This is a genomic window from Pseudomonas sp. p50(2008), assembly GCF_015351605.1.
Lineage (GTDB): Bacteria > Pseudomonadota > Gammaproteobacteria > Pseudomonadales > Pseudomonadaceae > Aquipseudomonas.
Map to the genome: position 1 here is coordinate 507,536 of NZ_JACMYF010000001.1, position 20,849 is coordinate 528,384.

At 54.8% G+C, this 20,849-nt stretch carries 17 protein-coding genes; 13 read left to right on the top strand and 4 right to left on the bottom strand.

Annotated features, from left to right (window positions below; all coding sequences use genetic code 11):
• Positions 1–180, top strand: a complete 180-nt coding sequence (locus tag H7698_RS02315; RefSeq protein ID WP_194690444.1) for a PA1571 family protein — start codon at positions 1–3, stop codon at positions 178–180.
• Between the two features lie 176 nt (positions 181–356).
• Here H7698_RS02315 and pdxB read toward each other — a convergent pair whose 3' ends face one another.
• Positions 357–1,505: a 4-phosphoerythronate dehydrogenase PdxB gene (gene pdxB / locus H7698_RS02320; RefSeq protein ID WP_194690445.1), complete on the bottom strand. Its 1,149-nt coding sequence runs from the start codon at positions 1,503–1,505 to the stop codon at positions 357–359.
• A 373-nt stretch (positions 1,506–1,878) separates the two neighbouring features.
• On the opposite strand from pdxB, the gene H7698_RS02325 reads away from it, so the two are divergent.
• Complete coding sequence (locus H7698_RS02325; protein ID WP_194690446.1) at positions 1,879–3,279, top strand: MATE family efflux transporter; 1,401 nt, start codon at positions 1,879–1,881, stop codon at positions 3,277–3,279.
• A gap of 211 nt (positions 3,280–3,490) precedes the next feature.
• Here the strand turns inward: H7698_RS02325 and tusA are convergent, their stop codons facing one another.
• Positions 3,491–3,742, bottom strand: coding sequence for a sulfurtransferase TusA (gene tusA / locus H7698_RS02330; RefSeq protein WP_045062389.1), 252 nt, complete (start codon positions 3,740–3,742; stop codon positions 3,491–3,493).
• A gap of 193 nt (positions 3,743–3,935) precedes the next feature.
• Positions 3,936–5,009, bottom strand: coding sequence for a 23S rRNA (cytidine(2498)-2'-O)-methyltransferase RlmM (gene rlmM / locus H7698_RS02335; protein ID WP_194690447.1), 1,074 nt, complete (start codon positions 5,007–5,009; stop codon positions 3,936–3,938).
• A gap of 222 nt (positions 5,010–5,231) precedes the next feature.
• Here rlmM and acnA point away from each other — a divergent pair, with 222 nt between their 5' ends.
• From acnA to kdsB, 11 genes are all read left to right on the top strand, one after another.
• Complete coding sequence (gene acnA, locus H7698_RS02340) at positions 5,232–7,973, top strand: aconitate hydratase AcnA (RefSeq protein WP_194690448.1); 2,742 nt, start codon at positions 5,232–5,234, stop codon at positions 7,971–7,973.
• Between the two features lie 359 nt (positions 7,974–8,332).
• Positions 8,333–9,124 carry a CPBP family intramembrane glutamic endopeptidase gene (locus H7698_RS02345; RefSeq protein ID WP_194690449.1) on the top strand — a complete coding sequence of 264 codons (792 nt, stop codon included), beginning with the start codon at positions 8,333–8,335 and terminating at the stop codon, positions 9,122–9,124.
• Between the two features lie 293 nt (positions 9,125–9,417).
• Positions 9,418–10,158 carry an ABC transporter permease gene (locus tag H7698_RS02350; protein WP_328803712.1) on the top strand — a complete coding sequence of 247 codons (741 nt, stop codon included), beginning with the start codon at positions 9,418–9,420 and terminating at the stop codon, positions 10,156–10,158.
• Positions 10,159–10,240: 82 nt separating this feature from the next.
• The gene (locus H7698_RS02355) at positions 10,241–10,825 is read left to right on the top strand and encodes an ABC transporter ATP-binding protein (RefSeq protein WP_235992674.1); all 585 of its coding nucleotides are present in this window, start codon (positions 10,241–10,243) and stop codon (positions 10,823–10,825) included.
• 48 nt (positions 10,826–10,873) lie between these two features.
• Positions 10,874–11,980 carry an ABC transporter permease gene (locus H7698_RS02360; protein WP_194690451.1) on the top strand — a complete coding sequence of 369 codons (1,107 nt, stop codon included), beginning with the start codon at positions 10,874–10,876 and terminating at the stop codon, positions 11,978–11,980.
• A gap of 70 nt (positions 11,981–12,050) precedes the next feature.
• Complete coding sequence (locus H7698_RS02365) at positions 12,051–13,079, top strand: polysaccharide biosynthesis/export family protein (RefSeq protein ID WP_194690452.1); 1,029 nt, start codon at positions 12,051–12,053, stop codon at positions 13,077–13,079.
• Positions 13,080–13,171: 92 nt separating this feature from the next.
• Positions 13,172–13,816, top strand: a complete 645-nt coding sequence (locus tag H7698_RS02370; protein ID WP_194690453.1) for an acyltransferase — start codon at positions 13,172–13,174, stop codon at positions 13,814–13,816.
• The gene (locus H7698_RS02375) at positions 13,817–15,343 is read left to right on the top strand and encodes a glycosyltransferase family 29 protein (protein ID WP_194690454.1); all 1,527 of its coding nucleotides are present in this window, start codon (positions 13,817–13,819) and stop codon (positions 15,341–15,343) included.
• 1 nt (position 15,344) lies between these two features.
• On the top strand, positions 15,345–16,274 hold the full coding sequence (locus H7698_RS02380; protein ID WP_194690455.1) for a glycosyltransferase family 2 protein: 930 nt from the start codon (positions 15,345–15,347) through the stop codon (positions 16,272–16,274).
• Between the two features lie 1,263 nt (positions 16,275–17,537).
• Positions 17,538–18,380 carry a 3-deoxy-8-phosphooctulonate synthase gene (kdsA, locus tag H7698_RS02385; RefSeq protein WP_194690770.1) on the top strand — a complete coding sequence of 281 codons (843 nt, stop codon included), beginning with the start codon at positions 17,538–17,540 and terminating at the stop codon, positions 18,378–18,380.
• A 31-nt stretch (positions 18,381–18,411) separates the two neighbouring features.
• The gene (kdsB, locus tag H7698_RS02390; RefSeq protein ID WP_194690456.1) at positions 18,412–19,698 is read left to right on the top strand and encodes a 3-deoxy-manno-octulosonate cytidylyltransferase; all 1,287 of its coding nucleotides are present in this window, start codon (positions 18,412–18,414) and stop codon (positions 19,696–19,698) included.
• A 188-nt stretch (positions 19,699–19,886) separates the two neighbouring features.
• On the opposite strand, the gene H7698_RS02395 is transcribed toward kdsB, so the two are convergent.
• Positions 19,887–20,819: a KpsF/GutQ family sugar-phosphate isomerase gene (locus H7698_RS02395; protein WP_194690457.1), complete on the bottom strand. Its 933-nt coding sequence runs from the start codon at positions 20,817–20,819 to the stop codon at positions 19,887–19,889.
• Positions 20,820–20,849 lie beyond the last annotated feature (30 nt).

The following is a 20,849-nucleotide window of genomic DNA, read 5'->3' on the forward strand; positions in this document are numbered from 1 at the left end:
ATGTCCTTGCAACACAGCAGCGAAGACAAGATTGAAGTGATTCGTACACAGCCCGGCCAGTCTCTGGCTTGCTCGATTATCGACGAGCAGGGGCGCGAAGTGCCAATCACTGAAGACATGATCCAGGACGCTTGCCGCGACTTGGAGAAGCGATTGGTCGAGCCTGCCAAACAAGATTGATATAGCCCGTCTTCTTGACCCGGCCCTGATGGCCGGGTTTTTTATGGGCGGTTTATGGCATACCCCCGTAGGAGCTGCCGTAGGCTGCGATCTTTTGATCTTGCTTCTGGTTTTTTACAATCAAGAACCAGATCCAAAGATCGCAGCCTTCGGCAGCTCCTACGGGAAGGTAGGCGCTACGCCGGGATTGAGGTGGCCCCTAATGCCGCCACGATCTTTTGCAACTCCACAGACTCCCCCTCAACCCGCACCTGCAGCCCATCAATCTCCCGGCGCAACGGGTAATGCTTGCGCAGGGCATCAAACGCCGCACGCTGCTCGCTCACACTGCCTACAAGGCTGCGACGGAAATCCGCATCATCACGGCGTGGGTCGTACACCCCGCGGCACAACATCGCCAGCGCCCAGGCCGGGTCGGTCTGGGCGTTGAGGGTGACCTGCGCCAACCAGGGCGCCGGCAACAGCTCACCCAGGCTGACCGTCGCCGGCTGCCCAAGGAAATCGCAAAACGCCTGATAGATCTGCGCCGTGCCGCGTTGCTTGCCATCGAGGCTGTAACCGGCAATGTGCGGCGTGGCCAACACGCACAAATCCGCCAGCGCCACATCCACCTCAGGCTCACCTTCCCAGACATCCAGCACCGCCTGCAGGTCTTCGCGCTGCAGCAGCACGTTGCGCAGGGCCGCGTTGTCGACCACCGGGCCGCGGCTGGCGTTGATCAGCCAGGTGCCGGGTTTGAGCTGGCTCAGGCGATCGCGGTCGAACAGGTGCCAGGTGGACTGCGCGCCATGTTTTTTCAGGGGGGTGTGCAGGCTGATGACATCGCAGCGCTCGATGATCTGCTCCAGGCTGACAAAATCACCGCCCTCAGCGCTCTGGCGCGGCGGGTCGCAGACCAGCACGTTCCAGCCCAGGCCCTTCAGCACTTCAACCAGGCGACCGCCCACTTCACCGGCACCCACCACGCCATAAGTGCGCTGCTTGAGGTCCGCGCCTTCGATCTCGGCCAGGGTCAACAGGCTGCCCAGCACATAGTCGACCACGCCCCGGGCGTTGCAGCCCGGAGCGCTCGACCAGCTGATGCCGGCTTGCTGGAAGTAGTCCAGGTCAAGGTGATCGGTGCCTATGGTGCAGGTCCCGACAAACCGCACCTTGCTGCCTTCGAGCAAAGCGCGGTTGACGTTGGTCACGGAACGCACCAGCAACACGTCAGCCTGTTCAACCGTGGCGCGATCGATCGACCGCCCCGGTACCCGGCGGATCTCACCGAAGGATTCGAAAAAGGCATCGAGTAGCGGGATATTTTCGTCGGCAACGATCAGCATGATGGGCTCCTTTGGGGGATCGGCAGTGTAGGCGCAGATACCACCCACCGCCTAGCACCGATCCCTCACCACCCGTAGGAGCTGCCGAAGGCTGCGATCTTTTGATGTTGATCCCAGGACATTCCAACTAACCACCCACCCCCGTAGGAGCTGCCGAAGGCTGCGATCTTTTGACCTTGATCTTCGGGGCATTCGAACCCGTCGAAGCAAAGATCAAAAGATCGCAGCCTTCGGCAGCTCCTACGGGGACTGTGGCGGGATGAGGGAATGGTTTTTGTGCAATTACAAATCCCCAACATAGCTATTTTCCTGACCACTGCGTCAACGCGTAGAATGCCCCGCCTCGCGCATCAATACCTTTGGACGTTACGCCTTGAATTCCGCCACTGACCACGCCTCTACCACCCCCCTCTCCCGCCCGGCCCGGGTGCGCCTGGAGCTGAAAAACCTGCTGGGCCTGGCCCTGCCTATCATGATCGCGCAGCTGGCCACCACTGCCATGGGTTTCGTCGACGCCGTGATGGCCGGCCGGGTCGGGCCGCGGGATCTGGCGGCGGTGGCCCTGGGTAACTCGATCTGGGTCCCGGTGTTCCTGCTGATGACCGGCACCCTGCTCGCCACCACCCCGAAAGTCGCCCAGCGCTTTGGCGCCGGCACCCACAGTGAAATCGGCCCGATCGTGCGCCAGGCGCTGTGGCTCGCACTGGTCGTAGGTTTGATGGCCACCGGCATGCTGCTCAGCGCCGAGCCGATCCTGCACCTGATGAACGTCGACCCCGAACTCATCGGCCCCTGCATGCAATACCTGCACGGCATTGCCAGCGGCCTGCCTGCGGTTGCGTTTTATCACGTGCTGCGCTGCTTCAGCGACGGCCTGGGACGCACCCGCCCGGCCATGGTCCTGGGCTTGTGCGGCCTGGCACTGAACATCCCGCTCAACTACATCTTCATCTATGGCCACTTTGGCGTACCGGCCATGGGCGGCGTTGGCTGCGGCTGGGCCACGGCGATCGTGATGTGGGTGATGGCCCTGGGCATGGCCGGCTGGGAACGCTGGGCGCCGGCCTATCAGTCGAGCCAGTTGTTCAGCCGCTTCGACTGGCCGCAGTGGCCGGTGATCAAGCGCCTGCTCTCCATCGGCCTGCCAATCGGCATCGCGGTGTTTGCCGAGTCGAGCATCTTCGCCGTGATCGCCCTGCTGATCGGCAGCCTCGGCGCGACCGTAGTAGCCGGGCACCAGATCGCCCTCAACTTCAGCTCCCTGGTGTTCATGATCCCCTACTCCCTCGGCATGGCCGTCACCGTACGCGTCGGCCAGGCCCTCGGGCGCGAGCAACCGCGCGAAGCAAGGTTCGCCGCCGGCGTCGGCATGGGCACCGCGCTGGCGTATGCGTGCATTTCGGCGAGCATGATGTTGTTGCTGCGCGAGCAGATCGCGACCATCTACACCTCGGACCCGACGGTGATTCATGTTGCGGCGATGCTGATCGTGTATTCGGCGCTGTTCCAGTTCTCCGACGCAATCCAGGTCACCGCAGCCGGCGCCCTGCGCGGCTATCAGGACACCCGGGTAACGATGATCCTGACCCTGTTCGCCTACTGGGGCATTGGTTTGCCCGTGGGCTACGCGCTAGGCCTCACTCACTGGTTCGGCGAACCAAGCGGCCCGAGCGGGCTATGGCAAGGCCTGATCGTCGGCCTGAGCTGCGCCGCACTGATGCTCTCCATCCGCCTGACCCGCAGCGCCCGCCGCCGCATCCGCATCACCCTGTAGAAACCTGGCTTGCCAGCGATGACGGTGCCACATTCACCATCGCCATCGCTGGCAAGCCAGCTCCCACAGATTTGTGGCGTTGCACAATCCAACAAACACCCGCGCGCCCTGTGGGAGCCTGGCTTGCCAGCGATGGCGGTGTCACATTCACCATCGCTATCGCTGGCAAGCCAGCTCCCACAAGGTGCTCATCCATGCTCAAGCGAGCTGCTTAAGCGAGTTTCTTGCGAATCCAGTAGAGGTAGGTCCCTGCCTCTTCATGCTGCCCAACCAGTTCATGGTCGAGGAACACACAAAACTTGGGAATGTCACGCCGGGTCGACGGGTCGGTGGCAATCACCTTCAGCAGACCGCCAGGCACCAGGTCACGGATGTGCTGGTGCAACATCATCACCGGTTCCGGGCAGTTGAGGCCGGTGGCGTCGAGGGTGCCGTCGACCGGCGTATCAAGCATTTCACTCATGATTCACTCCTGAAACTGGCCGACATTGTCGCGCAATGTCGGGTGTTCGGTCATCTGTGGCGTAACACGCTCCCCCGTAGGAGCTGCCGAAGGCTGCGATCTTTTGATCGTGATCTTGATCTTGATCTTTCAAGGTTGCTGAAGATCAAGATCAAAAGATCGCAGCCTTCGGCAGCTCCTACGGGGTGTGGGGTTAGCGGGATTTGGGCTTCTTTACATCAATCCTGCGCAAATGACAGGTCACCTCTTCCCGGTCGTGATACAGCTGCTTGCAGCCAATCTCCACCCGAATGCCCCGCGCCTTGAAGCCCTCGGCAATCCGCTCCAGCAAGCGCTTTACCTCGGCATAGCGCTGCTTCATCGGCAACTTCAGGTTCACCACCGCCTCACGGCAATGCCCCTCGCCAATCCACTCCTCCAGCATCGCCGCATTGCGCGCCGGCTTCTCGACGATGTCACACACCATCCAGTCCACCGGCTGCTTGGGCTTGAAGGTAAAACCATCCGCCATCAAATGCTGCACCAACCCGGTTTCCATCAGGCTTTCCGACATCGGCCCGTTATCGATCGCCGTCACCAGCATGCCGCGGTTCACCAGCTGCCAGGTCCAGCCGCCCGGCGCTGCACCCAGGTCAACACCGGTCATGTCACTGTGCAACCGCTCATCCCACTGATCCCGCGGGATAAAGTGGTGCCACGCCTCCTCCAGCTTCAACGTCGAACGACTCGGCGCCTCGCGGGGAAACTTCAACCGTGGAATGCCCATCGGCCACATCGCCGAATTGTTCGACTCCGCCAGCCCCATGAACACTTCGCGCCCACTCTTGAACGTCAGCAGCAACCGCGGTTTGAGCGGGTCTTCCACCAGCTTGCCCGCCGCCATCAGCGCCTTGCGCAAATGCACTTCGAACTTCTTGCAGAAATTCGACAGCTCCTTGCCATCGTTGGTATCAACCATCTCCAGCCACAGACTGCCACACAGCGGAAAGTCAGCCATGTGCGCCAGGATCACACTGATACGATCCGTTTCCGGCAGCTCGATAAACATCCCGCGAGCCCACTGGCGCGGGAAAATCAAATCGGCAAACCGTTGCCCGCGCATCAGGCGCTCGGCGCCGTCTTCCTCGGTGCAGATAAATTCGGCAAAGGCGCTGGCAGTCTTGGCCTTGGCATAACCGGCCACGTTCAAACGGGCCGCATGCTCGGAAATCTCGGAGCAGACTTCGCCTTCGAAGCCCGGCCGGCAATGCATAAAGAGGGTGTTCATTATTACTCCTGGGCAGATGGCGAGGAATTCAGCCACTGCGCGATGCCCAGGCTTGCGTTGAAGCAAAGCCTGTCACGAAAACCGGCGCATGATAGCCGAGTTCGGAACCTTGGACCTGTCCATAGAGTCCAGTTATTAGCGTTAAGCCGCAAACAGGACTAGGTTAAGACCTCAGTTCGTCCCCTCAGTCCGTAGCCGTGCGGATCAAAAGGAGTGATCGTAATGCCGTCCCTCGATAGCCTGAAAACCCTCAAGACCCTGCAAGTCGACGACAAGACCTACCATTATTTCAGTCTGCCCGACGCCGCCAAGAGCCTCGGTGACCTCGACAAACTGCCCATGTCGTTGAAAGTACTGCTGGAAAACCTGCTGCGCTGGGAAGATGAAAAGACCGTCACCGGCGCCGACCTCAAGGCCATTGCTGCCTGGCTCAAAGAGCGCCGCTCCGATCGGGAAATCCAGTACCGCCCCGCCCGCGTACTGATGCAGGACTTTACCGGCGTCCCCGCCGTGGTCGACCTGGCCGCCATGCGCGCCGCCATGGCCAAGGCCGGCGGCGACCCGCAACGCATCAACCCGCTGTCCCCCGTGGACCTGGTCATCGACCACTCGGTGATGGTCGACAAATTCGGCACCGCCAGCGCCTTCGAGCAGAACGTCGACATCGAAATGCAGCGCAACGGCGAACGCTACGCCTTCCTCCGTTGGGGCCAGAGCGCCTTCGACAACTTCAGCGTCGTGCCACCGGGCACCGGCATCTGCCACCAGGTCAACCTCGAGTACCTGGGGCGCACCGTCTGGACCAAAGATGAAGACGGCCGCACCTACGCCTTCCCCGACACCCTGGTCGGCACCGACTCTCACACCACCATGATCAACGGCCTCGGCGTACTCGGCTGGGGCGTCGGCGGCATCGAAGCGGAAGCGGCGATGCTCGGCCAACCGGTATCCATGCTGATTCCGGAAGTCATCGGCTTCAAACTCACCGGCAAGCTCAAGGAAGGCATCACCGCCACCGACCTGGTGCTCACCGTCACCCAGATGCTGCGCAAGAAAGGCGTGGTCGGCAAATTCGTCGAATTCTACGGCGACGGCCTCGCCGACCTGCCCCTGGCCGACCGCGCGACCATCGCCAACATGGCCCCGGAATACGGCGCCACCTGCGGCTTCTTCCCGGTGGACGACGTCACCCTCGACTACCTGCGCCTCTCGGGCCGCCCGCCAGAAACCGTCAAGCTGGTCGAGGCCTACTGCAAAACCCAGGGCCTGTGGCGCCTGCCGGGCAAGGAACCGGCGTTCACCGACAGCCTGGCCCTGGACATGTCCAGCGTCGAAGCCAGCCTCGCCGGGCCCAAACGCCCGCAAGACCGCGTCTCGCTGCCCAACGTCGCCCAGGCCTTCAGCGACTTCATCGACCTGCAATTCAAACCCACCAGCAAAGAAGAAGGTCGCCTGGAAAGTGAAGGCGGCGGTGGCGTGGCCGTGGGCAACGCCGACCTGGTCGGCGAAACCGATTACGAATACGACGGCCACACCTATCGCCTGAAAAACGGCGCCGTGGTCATCGCCGCCATCACCTCCTGCACCAACACCTCCAACCCCAGCGTGATGATGGCCGCCGGCCTGGTGGCGAAAAAAGCCGTGGAAAAAGGCCTGACCCGCAAACCCTGGGTCAAAACCTCCCTGGCCCCCGGCTCGAAAGTCGTCACCGACTACTACAAGGCCGCAGGCCTGACCCAATACCTCGACCAACTCGGCTTCGCCCTGGTCGGCTACGGCTGCACCACCTGCATCGGCAACTCCGGCCCACTGCCGGAACCGATCGAAAAAGCCATCCAGAAAGCCGACCTCACCGTCGCCTCCGTGCTGTCCGGCAACCGCAACTTCGAAGGCCGCGTGCACCCACTGGTGAAAACCAACTGGCTCGCCTCACCGCCACTGGTGGTCGCCTACGCGCTGGCCGGCACCGTGCGCACCGACATCAGCAGCGAACCCCTGGGCAACGACCACGACGGCAACCCGGTCTACCTGCGTGACATCTGGCCCAGCACCCAGGAAATCGCCGACGCCGTGAGCCAGGTCAACACCGCCATGTTCCACAAGGAATACGCCGAAGTGTTCGCCGGCGACGAACAATGGCAAGCCATCGAAGTGCCGCAAGCCGCCACCTACGTCTGGCAGGCCGACTCCACCTACATCCAGCACCCACCGTTCTTCGACGACATCGGCGGCCCGCCTCCGGTGGTCAAGGATGTCGCCGGCGCCCGGGTCCTCGCCATGCTCGGCGACTCCGTCACCACCGACCACATCTCCCCCGCCGGCAACATCAAGGTCGACAGCCCCGCCGGCCAATACCTGCGCAGCAAAGGCGTGGATCCCCGGGACTTCAACTCCTACGGCTCGCGCCGCGGCAACCACGAAGTGATGATGCGCGGCACCTTCGCCAACATTCGCATCCGCAACGAAATGCTCGGCGGCGAAGAAGGCGGCAACACGATCTATATCCCCACCGGCGAAAAAGTCGCGATCTACGACGCCGCCATGCGCTACCAGGCCGCCGGCACCCCGCTAGTCGTCATCGCCGGCCAGGAATACGGCACCGGCTCCAGCCGCGACTGGGCCGCCAAAGGCACCAACCTGCTGGGCGTCAAAGCCGTCATCGCCGAAAGCTTCGAACGCATACACCGTTCCAACCTGGTCGGCATGGGCGTACTGCCCCTGCAATTCAAACTCGACCAGAACCGCAAAAGCCTCAACCTCACCGGCAAGGAAACCCTCGACATCCTCGGCCTGACCGGCGTCGAACTCACACCGCGCATGAACCTGACCCTGGTCATCACCCGGGAAAACGGCAGCCGCGAGAAGGTCGATGTGCTGTGCCGGATTGATACGCTAAATGAGGTTGAGTACTTTAAATCGGGAGGGATTTTGCATTACGTGCTGCGCCAGTTGATTGCTTCGTAACTGCGGACGATGTTGGTGCTTCAGGCCCTGTTTCTTCGGTAACGGCGCCTGGAGCCCTTTCAACCAATGACTTGAATGCACTCGAACCACTGTGGGAGCCAGCCTGCTGGCGATGGCGCCCTCACAGCCAACCAATCTCCCACGACCAAACCCAATCCACTGTAGGTGCAAGCTTGCTCGCGATGGAGGTTAACGATATATCCCTGTGCTCAGTATTCGCGCTATTAAAAGCACCGGTGCTTGGGTCAAACCGCAGCTAGTACTCGGTGTCGTCTTCAATTTTGAAATGCAGGAGCCACGACCCTATCTGCCTAAATGCCCCACACTAAAGCGAGCTAACCTGAAACAAGGAAATGTTCATGCTCGTAATGCCCTGGCCATACCTGACACTCCTCACCGCCGGCTACGTCCTGGCGCTCACCTACGGTCAACTGTCCCTCCAGGCCAGCATCCCCATCACCCTGCTCCTGCTAGCCGGCTTCGCCGTCCAGCCACAAAACCACCGCTACGCCCGCTACCTAGGCCACAGCCTGTTCGTTCTCACAGCAATCGCCCTGGCCCTCCACTACCTGCCCGGCTTCCACAACGCCCAGGTCATCGAGCCCCAACGCCTGCGCGAAAACGCCGTCCCCTTCTCGATGTACCTCAACCTCGACAAACCCCTGCTCGGCTTCTGGCTGCTGCTCGCCTGCCCCCGGCTCATCGCCCAACGCGCCTTCAGCCCAACCCTGAAAACCAGCGCCATCGCCCTGACACTCACCGCAGTCGCCACCTTCACCTGCGCCTGGCTGCTGGGCATCATCGAATGGGCCCCCAAATGGCCCGACGTCGCGCGCATCTGGGTCCTCAACAACCTGCTATTAGTCACCCTGGTAGAAGAAGCCCTGTTCCGCGGCTATATACAGGGCGGCCTGAGCCAACGACTCAAACACCTGCCCTACGGCGAACACTTCGCGCTGCTACTCGCGACCCTGCTATTCGGCCTTGCCCACTGGGGCGCGGGATGGCAATGGATACTCCTGGCAACCATCGCCGGCATTGGCTACGGTCTGGCCTACCGGTACGGCGGGCTGGCCGCAGCCATCGCCACGCACTTCGGCTTGAATCTGGTGCATTTCAGTTTGTTTACCTACCCGATGCTCGCGGGTTGACCGTGGGGTTTAACTCGCCAGACATTCCTGATCAAGCTGTCAGCTTCGACCAAAATGCCATCCAGCCTGGCCAAAACAACATCGGATCAGCGGGGAACTAAGCAACTTGACTCCTGTCAGGCACAGCGTTTAACCTCCCGCCCCACGAATGGAAGCGATTTGTCCTACATCGACAAATAGTCCTCTGAAAATGAATTCAAGCAACGCGTTTATCGCGGTGTTGTGCTGTGCGGTAAACCATCTTGAAGCCTCGTTCCTCTCTGCAAATCAAAAAATCGGTCATCTTTGCCCTGGTGTTGCGCGAAGCGCGCGCGCGCATAGGCGCTAGCCGTTTGGGTGCGGTGTGGACGCTGCTGGAACCGATTGCTCACCTGCTGATCTTGAGCGTCCTTTTTGCGTTAATTCGTGGCAGAACAGTAGCGGGCCTCGAGTTTCCAGTCTTTGTTTTGGTCGGGCTGGCGCCTTTCCTGCTCTTTCGCAACACTGCGTTGCGCTTGATGGACAGCCCCAAGGAAAACCGTTCGCTGTTCGCCTACAAGCAAATCAAGCCCCTCGACACCTTCATCGCCCGGGCTCTTGTCGAATTCAGCATTTCCGCAATGGTCTACGCGATCTTGGTGTTCGGCTTCGCCTGGTATGGCTTTGACATGTCGATCAAGGCACCTATCCAGTGGGTACTGACTATCCTGCTTGGCCTACTGTTTGCGTTCGGGCTGGGCATGCTAATGGCGTTGATCGCTCATGCGATTCCCGGCAGCAAAATATTCATTCGGATGATGTTCTTCCCTCTGTATTTCATTTCAGGTGTGTTAATTCCTGCATCCTACCTGCCACACGCCATGCTTCCGCTGCTACTGCTCAACCCGTTCCTGCATTTACTGGAACTGATCCGCGCCGAGATTTTCCCTTACTACGTGCCTGTTGATGGCGTTTCCCTTGAGTACGTGATCGCTGTCACCCTGGTTTTGTTGTTCGTTTCGCTCGGCACCTACCGAGTCCGTCGACTGCATTTGATCTCCACCAAGAACGGCTAACCGCAGGCTTACCGTGTTCGAGCTCAGAAATATCACAAAGTCGTACCTGACCCCCAAAGGGCGTCGGCATGTTTTTCGTGACTTGTCACTGAAAATTCCCGCCGAAAAAAACATTGGCCTCATCGGCCGTAATGGCGCGGGTAAATCGACCCTGGTTCGCCTGTTGGGCGCCGCCGATGTTCCAGACTCGGGCACCATTGCCACCAACAAGAGCATTTCTTGGCCCGTAGGTTTGTCCGGCGGCTTCCAGGGCAGCATGACCGGCCGCGAGAACATCAAGTTCGTGAGTCGCGTCTACGGTGCGGTCGGTGACGCCATGCGGGCAAAGGTCGCCTACGTCGAAGATTTCGCCGAGATCGGCAGCTGGATCGACGAACCCGTGAAGACTTACTCCTCAGGCATGCGTTCGCGCCTGGCCTTCGGCCTGAGCATGGCCTTCGACTTCGACTACTACCTGATCGACGAAGTGATGTCGGTGGGTGACGCGCACTTCAAACGCAAGTGCGCTGACGTCTTCGAAGAGCGCCTGCAGAAATCCAAGGTCGTACTGGTTTCGCACAACATGAATGAAATTCAAAAACTCTGCGACGTCGTACTGCTGGTGCGCGACGGCGGGGTGCAGATCTATGACGATGTCGCCGAAGGCATCAAGGCCTACAACACCTGATCGCCCTGACCGTGGCGTGATTGTTTTATTTCAAGGATGCGTGTGCATATGAGCAGTACGGGTAAATTCAAGGGCTGGCGCCTGACACTGGGGCTGATTGTAGTACCAATGGTACTGGCCATCGTCTACTACAGCTTTTTTGCTGTGGATCGTTATGTCAGCTCAGCGCAAGTAGTGGTGCGCCAAGAAGGCAGCAACCCTGGCGCTCAACTGCCCGGCCTGGCAATGCTGCTCAGCGGTACCAATCCGGCTTCTAGAGAAGAAACCCTGTACCTGCGCGAGTACATCATGTCGATGGACATGATGCAGCTGCTGGAGGACCGCCTGCACTGGGTCGAGCAATACAGCGAGCAACGCAACGACCCGTTCTTCTGGCTGAGCACCGACACCGAGCGCGAAGACCTGCTCAAGTACTACCAGCGCATGGTCACCGCGCACTATGACGAAACCACCGGCCTGCTCAAAGTTGAAGTACAAGCCTTTAGCCCGGAACTTGCCGAGAAAATGGTAAAGGTCATCCTCGAAGCCAGCGAACACTTCGTGAACGAAGTCTCCCACAGCATCGCCCGCGAGCAGATGCGCTTCGCTCAAGTTGAACTGGAAGGGGCAAAGAAGAACTACACCCAACGCAAAGAACAACTGTTGAGCTTCCAGAATACCAATAAGGTATTGGACGGCAAGAGTTCTGCCATAGGCCGCGCCAGCATCATCGACACCCTGGAAGGCGAGCACTCCAAAGAGCGCGCAGTGCTCACCCAGATGCTCTACAAGCTTCGTGCTGACTCACCGCAGGTCAAGCAGCAGCAACAACGCGTGAGCGCCATTCGCGAACAACTGAATGCCGAAAAACGCCTGCTAGTATCCGCGCCCGATGGCGACCAACTGAACGTCGTTGCCTCGAGCTTCCAGCAATTGACCCTGGACGCCGGCATCGCTGAAGAAACCTACAAGACTGCCGTCGCCGCACTCGACAACGCCCGTATCGACGCCAGCAAGAAGATTCGCACCCTGGTTACCGTGGTCAGCCCGAACACACCGCAGATGGCCATCTACCCAGAGCGCCTCTACAACCTGGCAACCATCTTCCTGGCATTGATGTTGCTTTACGGCATCACCCGCTTCCTTATTGCATCGATCGAGGATCATCGTGATTAAATCAATTTCTAGCCTGCCCTTCCGTCCCCTGAAATTGAGCATACGGAACAGCGCTATCACGGGTTTCATAATGATGACACTGGTAGGTTGTGGCGGAACCCTATCCGGTGCTGGCCCGTACAAAGGAACAATCGAAACAAAAAACGATATGTACAATTTAGTAGAAATCAACGCTAATACTATCGCTCCATATATGCGGAGCACGCAGCGAGTAATTCAATCGCGCATTGCAAAACCGGTCTCGCCTTCCGCTCGATTAATGGCCGGCGATACGCTCAGCGTTCTCATCACCGATAACGCTCCGGAAGGCTCGGCACTTTTCGCGCCTTTGTCGAGTGGAGGCACTCAACTCAAGACTCGGGTTGATGACCAAGGCATGATCTCATTGCCCTATGTCGGACGGCAGTTTGTGGCAGGTATGACGATCAACGATGTAGAAAACATGATCCGCAAACAATTAAAAGGCGTAACCACCGATGTGCAGACTCATGTCGAACTCGTAGGTGACCTGTCAGGTTCGGTGCTCGTAGCTGGCGCGGTCAAAGCGCCTGGACGATTTAGCACTATTCAAGGGCCGTTAACACTGCTGGATGCCATCAACCAAGCAGGAGGCCCAGTGATGGAGCCGCATCTGGTTAAGGTCACGGTGCGCACTGGCAGTCAGGTTCAACAGTTCAACTATGAAGATGTACTAGCGGGAAACAATATAGTGCTTTTCCCAAACTCCGAAGTTGTGCTTGAACGTGCTCGCCAGCGCTTCGTCGCAATGGGTGCAGTACAGGAACCAGGGCTCAAAGACCTGCCATCTCAGAATGCCACCTTACTAGATGCCCTTGGAAGCGTTGGCGGCCTTCGTGAGAACAACGCAAATGCGGAAGGAGTCTTTGTGTTCCGTATGGCGGAGGGAGCAGAAAAGCCTACAGTCATGCGCCTGAACATGCGCGATCCGGCCGCGATATTCTACGCGCGACAAATAATTGTAAAGCCAGATGACACCATCTATGTAACTAATGCAGCTGTATATGAATGGCAAAAAGTTATCTCCCCGATCGTTCAGACCCTTATCTTAGGCCGAAGCACCGGCATCATGACTAACTAATTCAGTTATAGATATAACGATTCACCACTATACAAAACAGTCATCACTAGTAGCTAATTTTCAACGCACAGAAGCAGCAGAGGCGAACCACAATGACATTTGAAGACTTTGTAAATCTGGTTGAAAAATCCGGGGGAGTGGTTGAAGGAAAGCCTGCCTCTTGGAAGTCGACCTCGATAGAGCTCAAAGGTCAAGGCACAAATTTCAAATTCGCCCCAACATGCAAAGTTGATAACTTATCGATAACCGACTATGGCGGAAACAACACATTCGTTATCGGGGACAAATCGAAGCTAACTGGAGTGATAAAAGTAGGAAAAGGCTGCACACTTAGAATAGGTGAACGGCTAACTTCGACCGGCGGATTAAAAATTCATCTATCTGAAGGGAAAAGCATCCACATAGGCAACGACTGCATGCTTGGAATAAATGTAAATATTTACAACCACGACTACCACCCAATTTTCTCAGCTTCTACTGGAAAAAGATTAAATTACTCTAAAGATGTAATTATTAAAGATCGAGTTTGGTTAGCCAACAACGTGACCATACTAAAAGGTAGCATTATTAACAGCGGCTCCGCGATCGGTATAGGGTCGATAGTAAGCTGCGAAATACCTGAAAACTGTATTGCTGCGGGCAGCCCAGCACGAGTAATAAAAGAAGACATTATTTGGGATAGAGCTTCGCTGAACACCTCCCATGTAAACGGAATCGACTGCGTAGAGGAAATTTAAATGGGACCTTTTATCAGAAAAACCAAAAAGCTAATTACGCAACCGCGGAAATTTTTTATTGATCGCAAACGTAAAATCGAGGCAACGACACAGCCAACCACTACAAGCCCAAAAAAACCGCAGCAAAAACAAAAGCTCAAATATAAACTCTACTTAAATTCTAATTTTACCAGCAACGACAAACTATATAGCCACGCAATCAATATCCTTAAAAATCACGCAAATGTTCATATAGGCGAATTTCGCTTCGCCCAAAGCGATATTGTGCTTGATATATCTGGAAAAATATACACAGCCGAACTCAGCTCGCCGATTGAAAAAAGCACTCTTGTAAAGGGTTTTTTTCTAGCGACTCCAAAAGAAACCTTCGAGCCCAACCAACATAAAAATGACTCTATCTTTCTCGATTTATTACATCAAATAAATATCGAACACATGAAGTCTATTAGTGATTTCAACTTACTATATAGATACTACGAAAATCGCCCAGAACGCAATGAGCAATCTCAGGTAAAGTACGCGCTAAATGCCGGAATTTACGAAGAAAATATTATAGAGAAAGCTATAAATCTGCTCTCATCACAAAATAATTTGCCAACTAGAGATATCGCTTTCACATTCAAGAAAATATACCGCGTACTTGGAACCGATCAAAAATTAGAGCCAATTGCAAACAAACTATTTATTTTAATAAAGAAAGAACAATTCCCAGTAGATTTCATAATGCTGCTCGCTGCTTTTTTTACCGAAAGCGGCGATTTTAAGCGCGCACTTGAAACTGCAAGCATTGCAAAAAAGAATGATGTCAATGCTTGGATTAAATATAGGTACCTTGGACTATCCCACCTTCTTTACTCTAACGGGCAGAGCGCCGAACTCGAGATCAAATTAGATCACGACCTCTACCTTACACTTAGTAGAAATGAATGGGAATTTGAAAACTACCTGATAGAGAATGCCAGAAGTCTCGCAGTAGTTGGTAACTCTCCTGTTGAAGTATCCAAAAGGAAGGGTGAAACGATAGATTCCTATAATAAAGTTTTGCGATTTAACAGCGCCATCACTGACTACCCTTACAGTCTAGATTATGGAAAAAAAACAAACATTTTAATAATCAACCCGCGATACTATGAAACCCAAAGAAACAAAAAATTCGATCTGGATTTCGTGATAATTTCTGATGGGAATCTATTCTCCACGAAAGATCTTTATTACAAAATCAATGACTTATTACAGTTCACGGATAAAATCTGCTTAATACCTAGAAAAGTGGACTTACAACTCACTCAAAAAATATACGCATCCCCTAGCAGTGGCTTAAAGTTTCTGACTTGGCTCTACGCAATAAATGGAGCAATCCCCAAAAAAAGCTTGTTTGGATTCTCTTTGACAGATCAGGCTCATGGCGTGGCAACTTCTTATGCGAATGGAAGAAAAGTAGGGCTTAATACCATCCACAATTGGTCAAGTGAAAAAATCCATCTAGAAGAAGTTCTCCTCAAAGAAAACACAGAGGAATTTAATTAACATGAAAATTGACATTATCATTCCATTTAAAGACGCAGCACTACATCTTCCAAATATTTGCGCTGATTTGGAGAGCCAAACTCACAAAAATTTCACCGTTCATTTTGTCTCTGATCAAAGCTCGGACGACTCCTTAGCAGTTCTAAACGATGGTTTTTCATTTCCCTATCATGTATGGGAGTCTGACAGAATAGGACCAGGAGCGGCCAGAAATTTAGGAATTAACAAGTCGGATGGCGATTATATTCTTTTCATAGATGCTGATGATAGAATTTCAAAAGAGTATACATATCGTTTCCACGAAAAAGCTCTTGAAACTAATGCCGATATCATCGAGTGCATGTATCAATCGATAGATACAAACGGCACAGTAATATCAGGAACAAATCTGGAAAACTTCATTTCTTCTAATGATCGATTTTTTGCGCTTGTTTATGGTGACATTCCGAGACTTTCTTGGGGCAAAGCATATAAACGAAAATCGATCGAAAGTAGAAATGCACTCTTCCCGGAAAACATTCACAACGGCGAAGACCACATATTCCTTTTAAACGCTTACAAAAACTCCCCGCACATTGAAATTATTTGCGAACACTTATACAGCTGGATAAGACACCCTCAAAGTCTAACAAATCGCGAAATCACTAAAAAAACGCTAGAAGATTTCGTTGATGTCAGTGAATTAAAGACCGAGATCTTAAAGTTGACTCCGGAAAATCTTTATGCAGACGAAGAAATATTACTAAAATTTTCGAGGCGAACATTTAAAGAAGCACGAATACTTATATCCAAAATAAAATCAGAATCAGAAGACCCAAGAGATCTGATTCAACATTTACGCGAGCTTATTCTAAAATCAACAACGCTACCCCTAGTAAATGAAATAATAAGAAATGACAGTACAAGCTATTGGAGCGACGTAATGGAATAAATATTCCAGTTTGGCTCATTGACGGCAAGGCTGCCAGGAAAGGGCACTGATGGTTTGGATACCTCCTCACTGAACGCAGTTCGTTCAATCATTACATATCTAGAATTCGAGCTCACCGCTGGCAAAATTTTACGACGCGACTGACAAACTTATCAATCGCGTCTATTTTCGCATTCCTAAAGTAATTAGCCCACCGCCCCGGCAATGCTATGAAGTTCTCTCTAGCCGTTACTCCAAAGCACTACACCAGCGTGTGGCAGATACAGGCATCAAGCTCTGCGAATTCGAAGTTCTGGGAAAACAGGCCACTTGCCACAAGTTGATGACAGAAGCAGTGTAAGTGAAGTGCTGCCGAACAGTTTTTTGTTCGGACTTACGGCCGAATAGAGATTGGCACGGCAGCGAGCTTTTTTCCTCAATAAGACCTGCCCGCAACTACATGTACGCAAGCATTTGCTCGAACAGTGGAGGAGAATCCGAGAAATGTTAGTAAGTCGACCAAAGGCGGAGGCAGATATATTTTTTTCGACTGTCACATCGTCACGCATTATGGCGAACGAGCTCGATAGGGAGACCATTGAACAGCATTCAATATCAAGAAAACACTGCGAATGCCGGTTTATGGAGTGCTCACCCACAAAACCATATTCTTAGGATTTTAATCTCCTGATAAGATAAAGAATGACATTGCGCAGTTGCGTAATACGGCCAACTCTTGATTAGTAAGTGGTAGCTAGACCCACTAAACAAAGCACATCATCAGGACAACCGGGACAATCTTTTTTCACAACACCTAAAATTCTTTATTCATAAAGATCGGGAAATCGATCACCAATTTTACTTATTTTTACTCCAATCAATGCGAACAATCCTCGCGACGTTAATCAACTCTGAATGGCTGGTAACAATTTTGTTGTCCTCCACATTTTCTTCCAACTCAGTCGAAACTTCATCCTTTCATCAAAATTTCGGTTCCGCTCGCTGATTTACCGGATAGTTTATCGGCGGCACCTTTTGAAGTCCAACACAACATCATCTTTACTTCGCCAAAGACACGGACACGAAAACCTAGTACTCCAGAAAACATGATGAATCACATCAAACCAAGCAAAAAAACAACAAGAAGAAGAAGAAGAATATATTTTATAATCGATTAGCCACAAAGACTCATACGATTTATCAAATGGACCCCATACTCAAAAGGATTTAAAATCAATTGCTGAATGAATCAACTCATCACACATTTTCCGAAACGGACTAAAGATTTTGAAAGTCACCTCAACCATCGAATGCTCCAACACCACCCCCTTCGTCCTCTTTGGCGGCGTCAATGTCCTCGAATCCTTGGATCTAGCCCTGACCGCCTGCGCCGAGTACGTCCGTATCACCGAGAAACTCGGCATTCCTTATGTTTTCAAAGCCAGCTTCGACAAAGCCAACCGTTCGTCCATCCACTCCTACCGTGGCCCGGGCATGGAAGAAGGCCTGCGTATTTTCGAAGCGGTAAAGGCTGAGTTTGGCGTCCCCGTAATTACCGACGTACACGAAATCTACCAGGCTGCTCCGGTTGCCGAAGTGGTCGATGTACTGCAACTGCCTGCGTTCCTGGCTCGCCAGACCGACCTGGTGATCGCACTGGCTAAAACCGGCAAACCAGTAAACATCAAGAAACCGCAGTTCCTGAGCCCGTCACAAGTGCAGAATATAGTGCACAAGTTCAAAGAAGCCGGTAACGACCAACTGATCCTTTGCGACCGCGGCACGTGCCTGGGTTATGACAATCTGGTGGTCGACATGCTGGGCTTCGGCGTAATGAAGCGCACATGCGCAAACCTGCCGATCATCTTCGATGTTACTCATGCCCTGCAACAACGAGATCCCTCGGGCGCTGCATCAGGCGGACGCCGTGAGCAAGTCGTTGAATTGGCTCGTGCGGGCATGGGTGTTGGCCTTGCCGGCCTGTTCCTGGAAGCTCATCCAAATCCAGATCAAGCGAAGTGCGACGGCCCAAGTGCCTTGCCACTGGATCAACTGGAGCCTTTCCTGGCGCAGATCAAGGCACTGGATGATCTGGTCAAGTCGTTCCCACCACTGAACATTGCCTGAACCCAAATCTGTTGAATCAAGGATTGTGAACATGGCAAATATAGAACAACGGGTCGCGATTGTCATTCCGGCCCGTTACGGCTCCACTCGCCTGCCAGGCAAGCCGCTGGCCGATATCGCTGGCAAGCCAATGGTGCAACACGTTTACGAACGCGCCCTGCAAGTTGCCAATGCTGATGTTGTGGTGATCGCGACGGACGACGAGCGTGTTGCGCAGGCAGTACGGGCGTTCGGTGGCGTTTGCATCATGACTTCGCCGGATCACCCTTCAGGTACCGACCGCCTGGCTGAAGTCATGGAGCAGATCGAAGCTGACATCTACATCAATCTGCAAGGTGATGAGCCGCTGGTGCGCCCAGCGGACATAGAGGCGCTGGCTGCAGGCATGCTCGCTGATGCGAACGTGAAGGTCGGCACTTTGTGCCACACGATAGAAACGCATGAAGCCGGGAATCCCAACACCGTGAAAGTGGTGCTGGCCAATAACGGTAACGCACTGTACTTCAGCCGCTCGCCGATCCCCTACCCACGGGATGGCGAAGTCGCTCACTACCTCAAGCATGTCGGTGTGTATGGTTATCGTCGCGATGTGTTGGCCGACTACAGCAGCCTGCCACAACCTATGCTGGAACACGCGGAGAAGCTGGAGCAACTGCGGCTGATGGCGGCGGGATATTGCATTAGGGCATACCAGGTCGAGCCGACCGGCCCGGGCGTGGATACACCGGAGTGCCTGGAGCAAGTGCGGGCATTGATGAGCGGCCAAACCCCTGCCCGGCAACCGACACTCAATGACATTCGGCTGGTAATCACCGATGTGGATGGCGTGCTCACCGACGGCGGCATCTATTACGACGCCACTGGCGAATGCCTTAAGCGCTTCCATGTGCGTGATGGCATGGGCATGCGGTTGCTTGAGGAAAACGGTGTGCGGGTGGCGGTCTTGTCGGGGCGTGATTCGGCAACGCTGCGCAAGCGCGTGGCGGATTTGGGTATCAGCCTTTGCCAGTTCGGCGTGAAGGAAAAGCAGGCGGCCTGCAACCAATTGATGGCTGAAGCCGGTGTCAGCGCCTCGCAAACAGCGTGCATCGGTGACGACTGCATCGACCTGCCGGCTTTTGCGGCGTGCGCATTGTCTTTTGCCGTTGCGGATGCGCCGGTGTACGTCAAAGCAGCCGCCACCCATGTTTTGAATGCTGCGGGCGGTACCGGTGCGTTCCGTGAAGTGGCGGACAGCATTTTGTTTGCTCAAGGTAAGGATGCGGTGCTGGGCACTGCGGCAGGTTATGCGCAGGTAATGGCGAAAATGGCGCAGTAAGCCGAAAAGTCGTTCATTGCAGAGAGAAACGGGGCCGAAATTGGCCCCGTTATCGTTTCTGCAGATCGATTTTTTGGCTTTGGCCGAGCGTAGTGTTCCCACGCTTGGTTAGTGGGAACATCCGGATGAGAAAGGCACCCTTGAGGGGGCTTTCGCTGGCAAGCCAGCTCCTGCAGAGATCGTGTGTTTCAGTCGAAAATTTCGACGACCCCAACGACAGTGTTATCGCTGTTGGTGACGGCCAGCGCACGGATCTTGTTGTCGAGCATGTAGGCTTCTGCTTCGGACAACTGGGCATCATCCTTGATGGTGTGGGGGTTGGCGGTCATGAAGTGGTCGACTGTCGTGTGGATGACGCCTTGATTTTCCAGGAGCGCGCGACGCAGATCGCCGTCGGTGACGATACCCACCAAAACGCCCTCCTCCAGGACCACGGTTAATCCCATGCGGCTTTGAGTCATTACCAGCAGGCAGTCGTGGAAACTGGTGGTCGGCGTAACGATGGGTGCTGGCGAGTGCATGACATCGCTGACGCGGGTCAGCAGTTTACGGCCTAGGCTGCCACCGGGGTGGTAGCGGGCGAAGTCCATTGGCTTGAATTGAATCGCTTCGATCAAGGCTACCGCAAGCGCGTCGCCCATGGCCATGGTCGCCAGGGTGGAAGTAGTAGGAGCCAAGTTGTTTGGGCACACTTCTCGTTCGACGGAGATGTCCAGCCAGATATCCGCGTGCTTGGCCAGGGTCGACTTTCCGCTGCCGGTCATGGCGATGATTTTGTTGCCGAAGGATTTCAGGCTCGGGATCAGCTTGATCAGTTCTTCTGTCTCGCCGCTGTAGCTGATCAGAATCAGCACGTCGCTCGGCTTGAGCATGCCCAGGTCGCCGTGGAAAGCTTCAGCTGGATGCAGGAAGAAACTTGGGGTGCCGGTGGAGGCGAAGGTCGCCACCATCTTTTGCCCGATCAGACCGGATTTACCCATGCCGCACACGACCGTGCGACCTTTGCAGCCGAGGATCAGTTCGACTGCACGCTGGAATTCGCCATCCAGGCGCTCGGCCAGTTGACTGATGGCTTGCGCTTGGGCGCAGAGGGCTTCTTTGGCAATTGAAAGATGATTCATGAGGGACCTTATCGTTCCTTGATTTTGAAG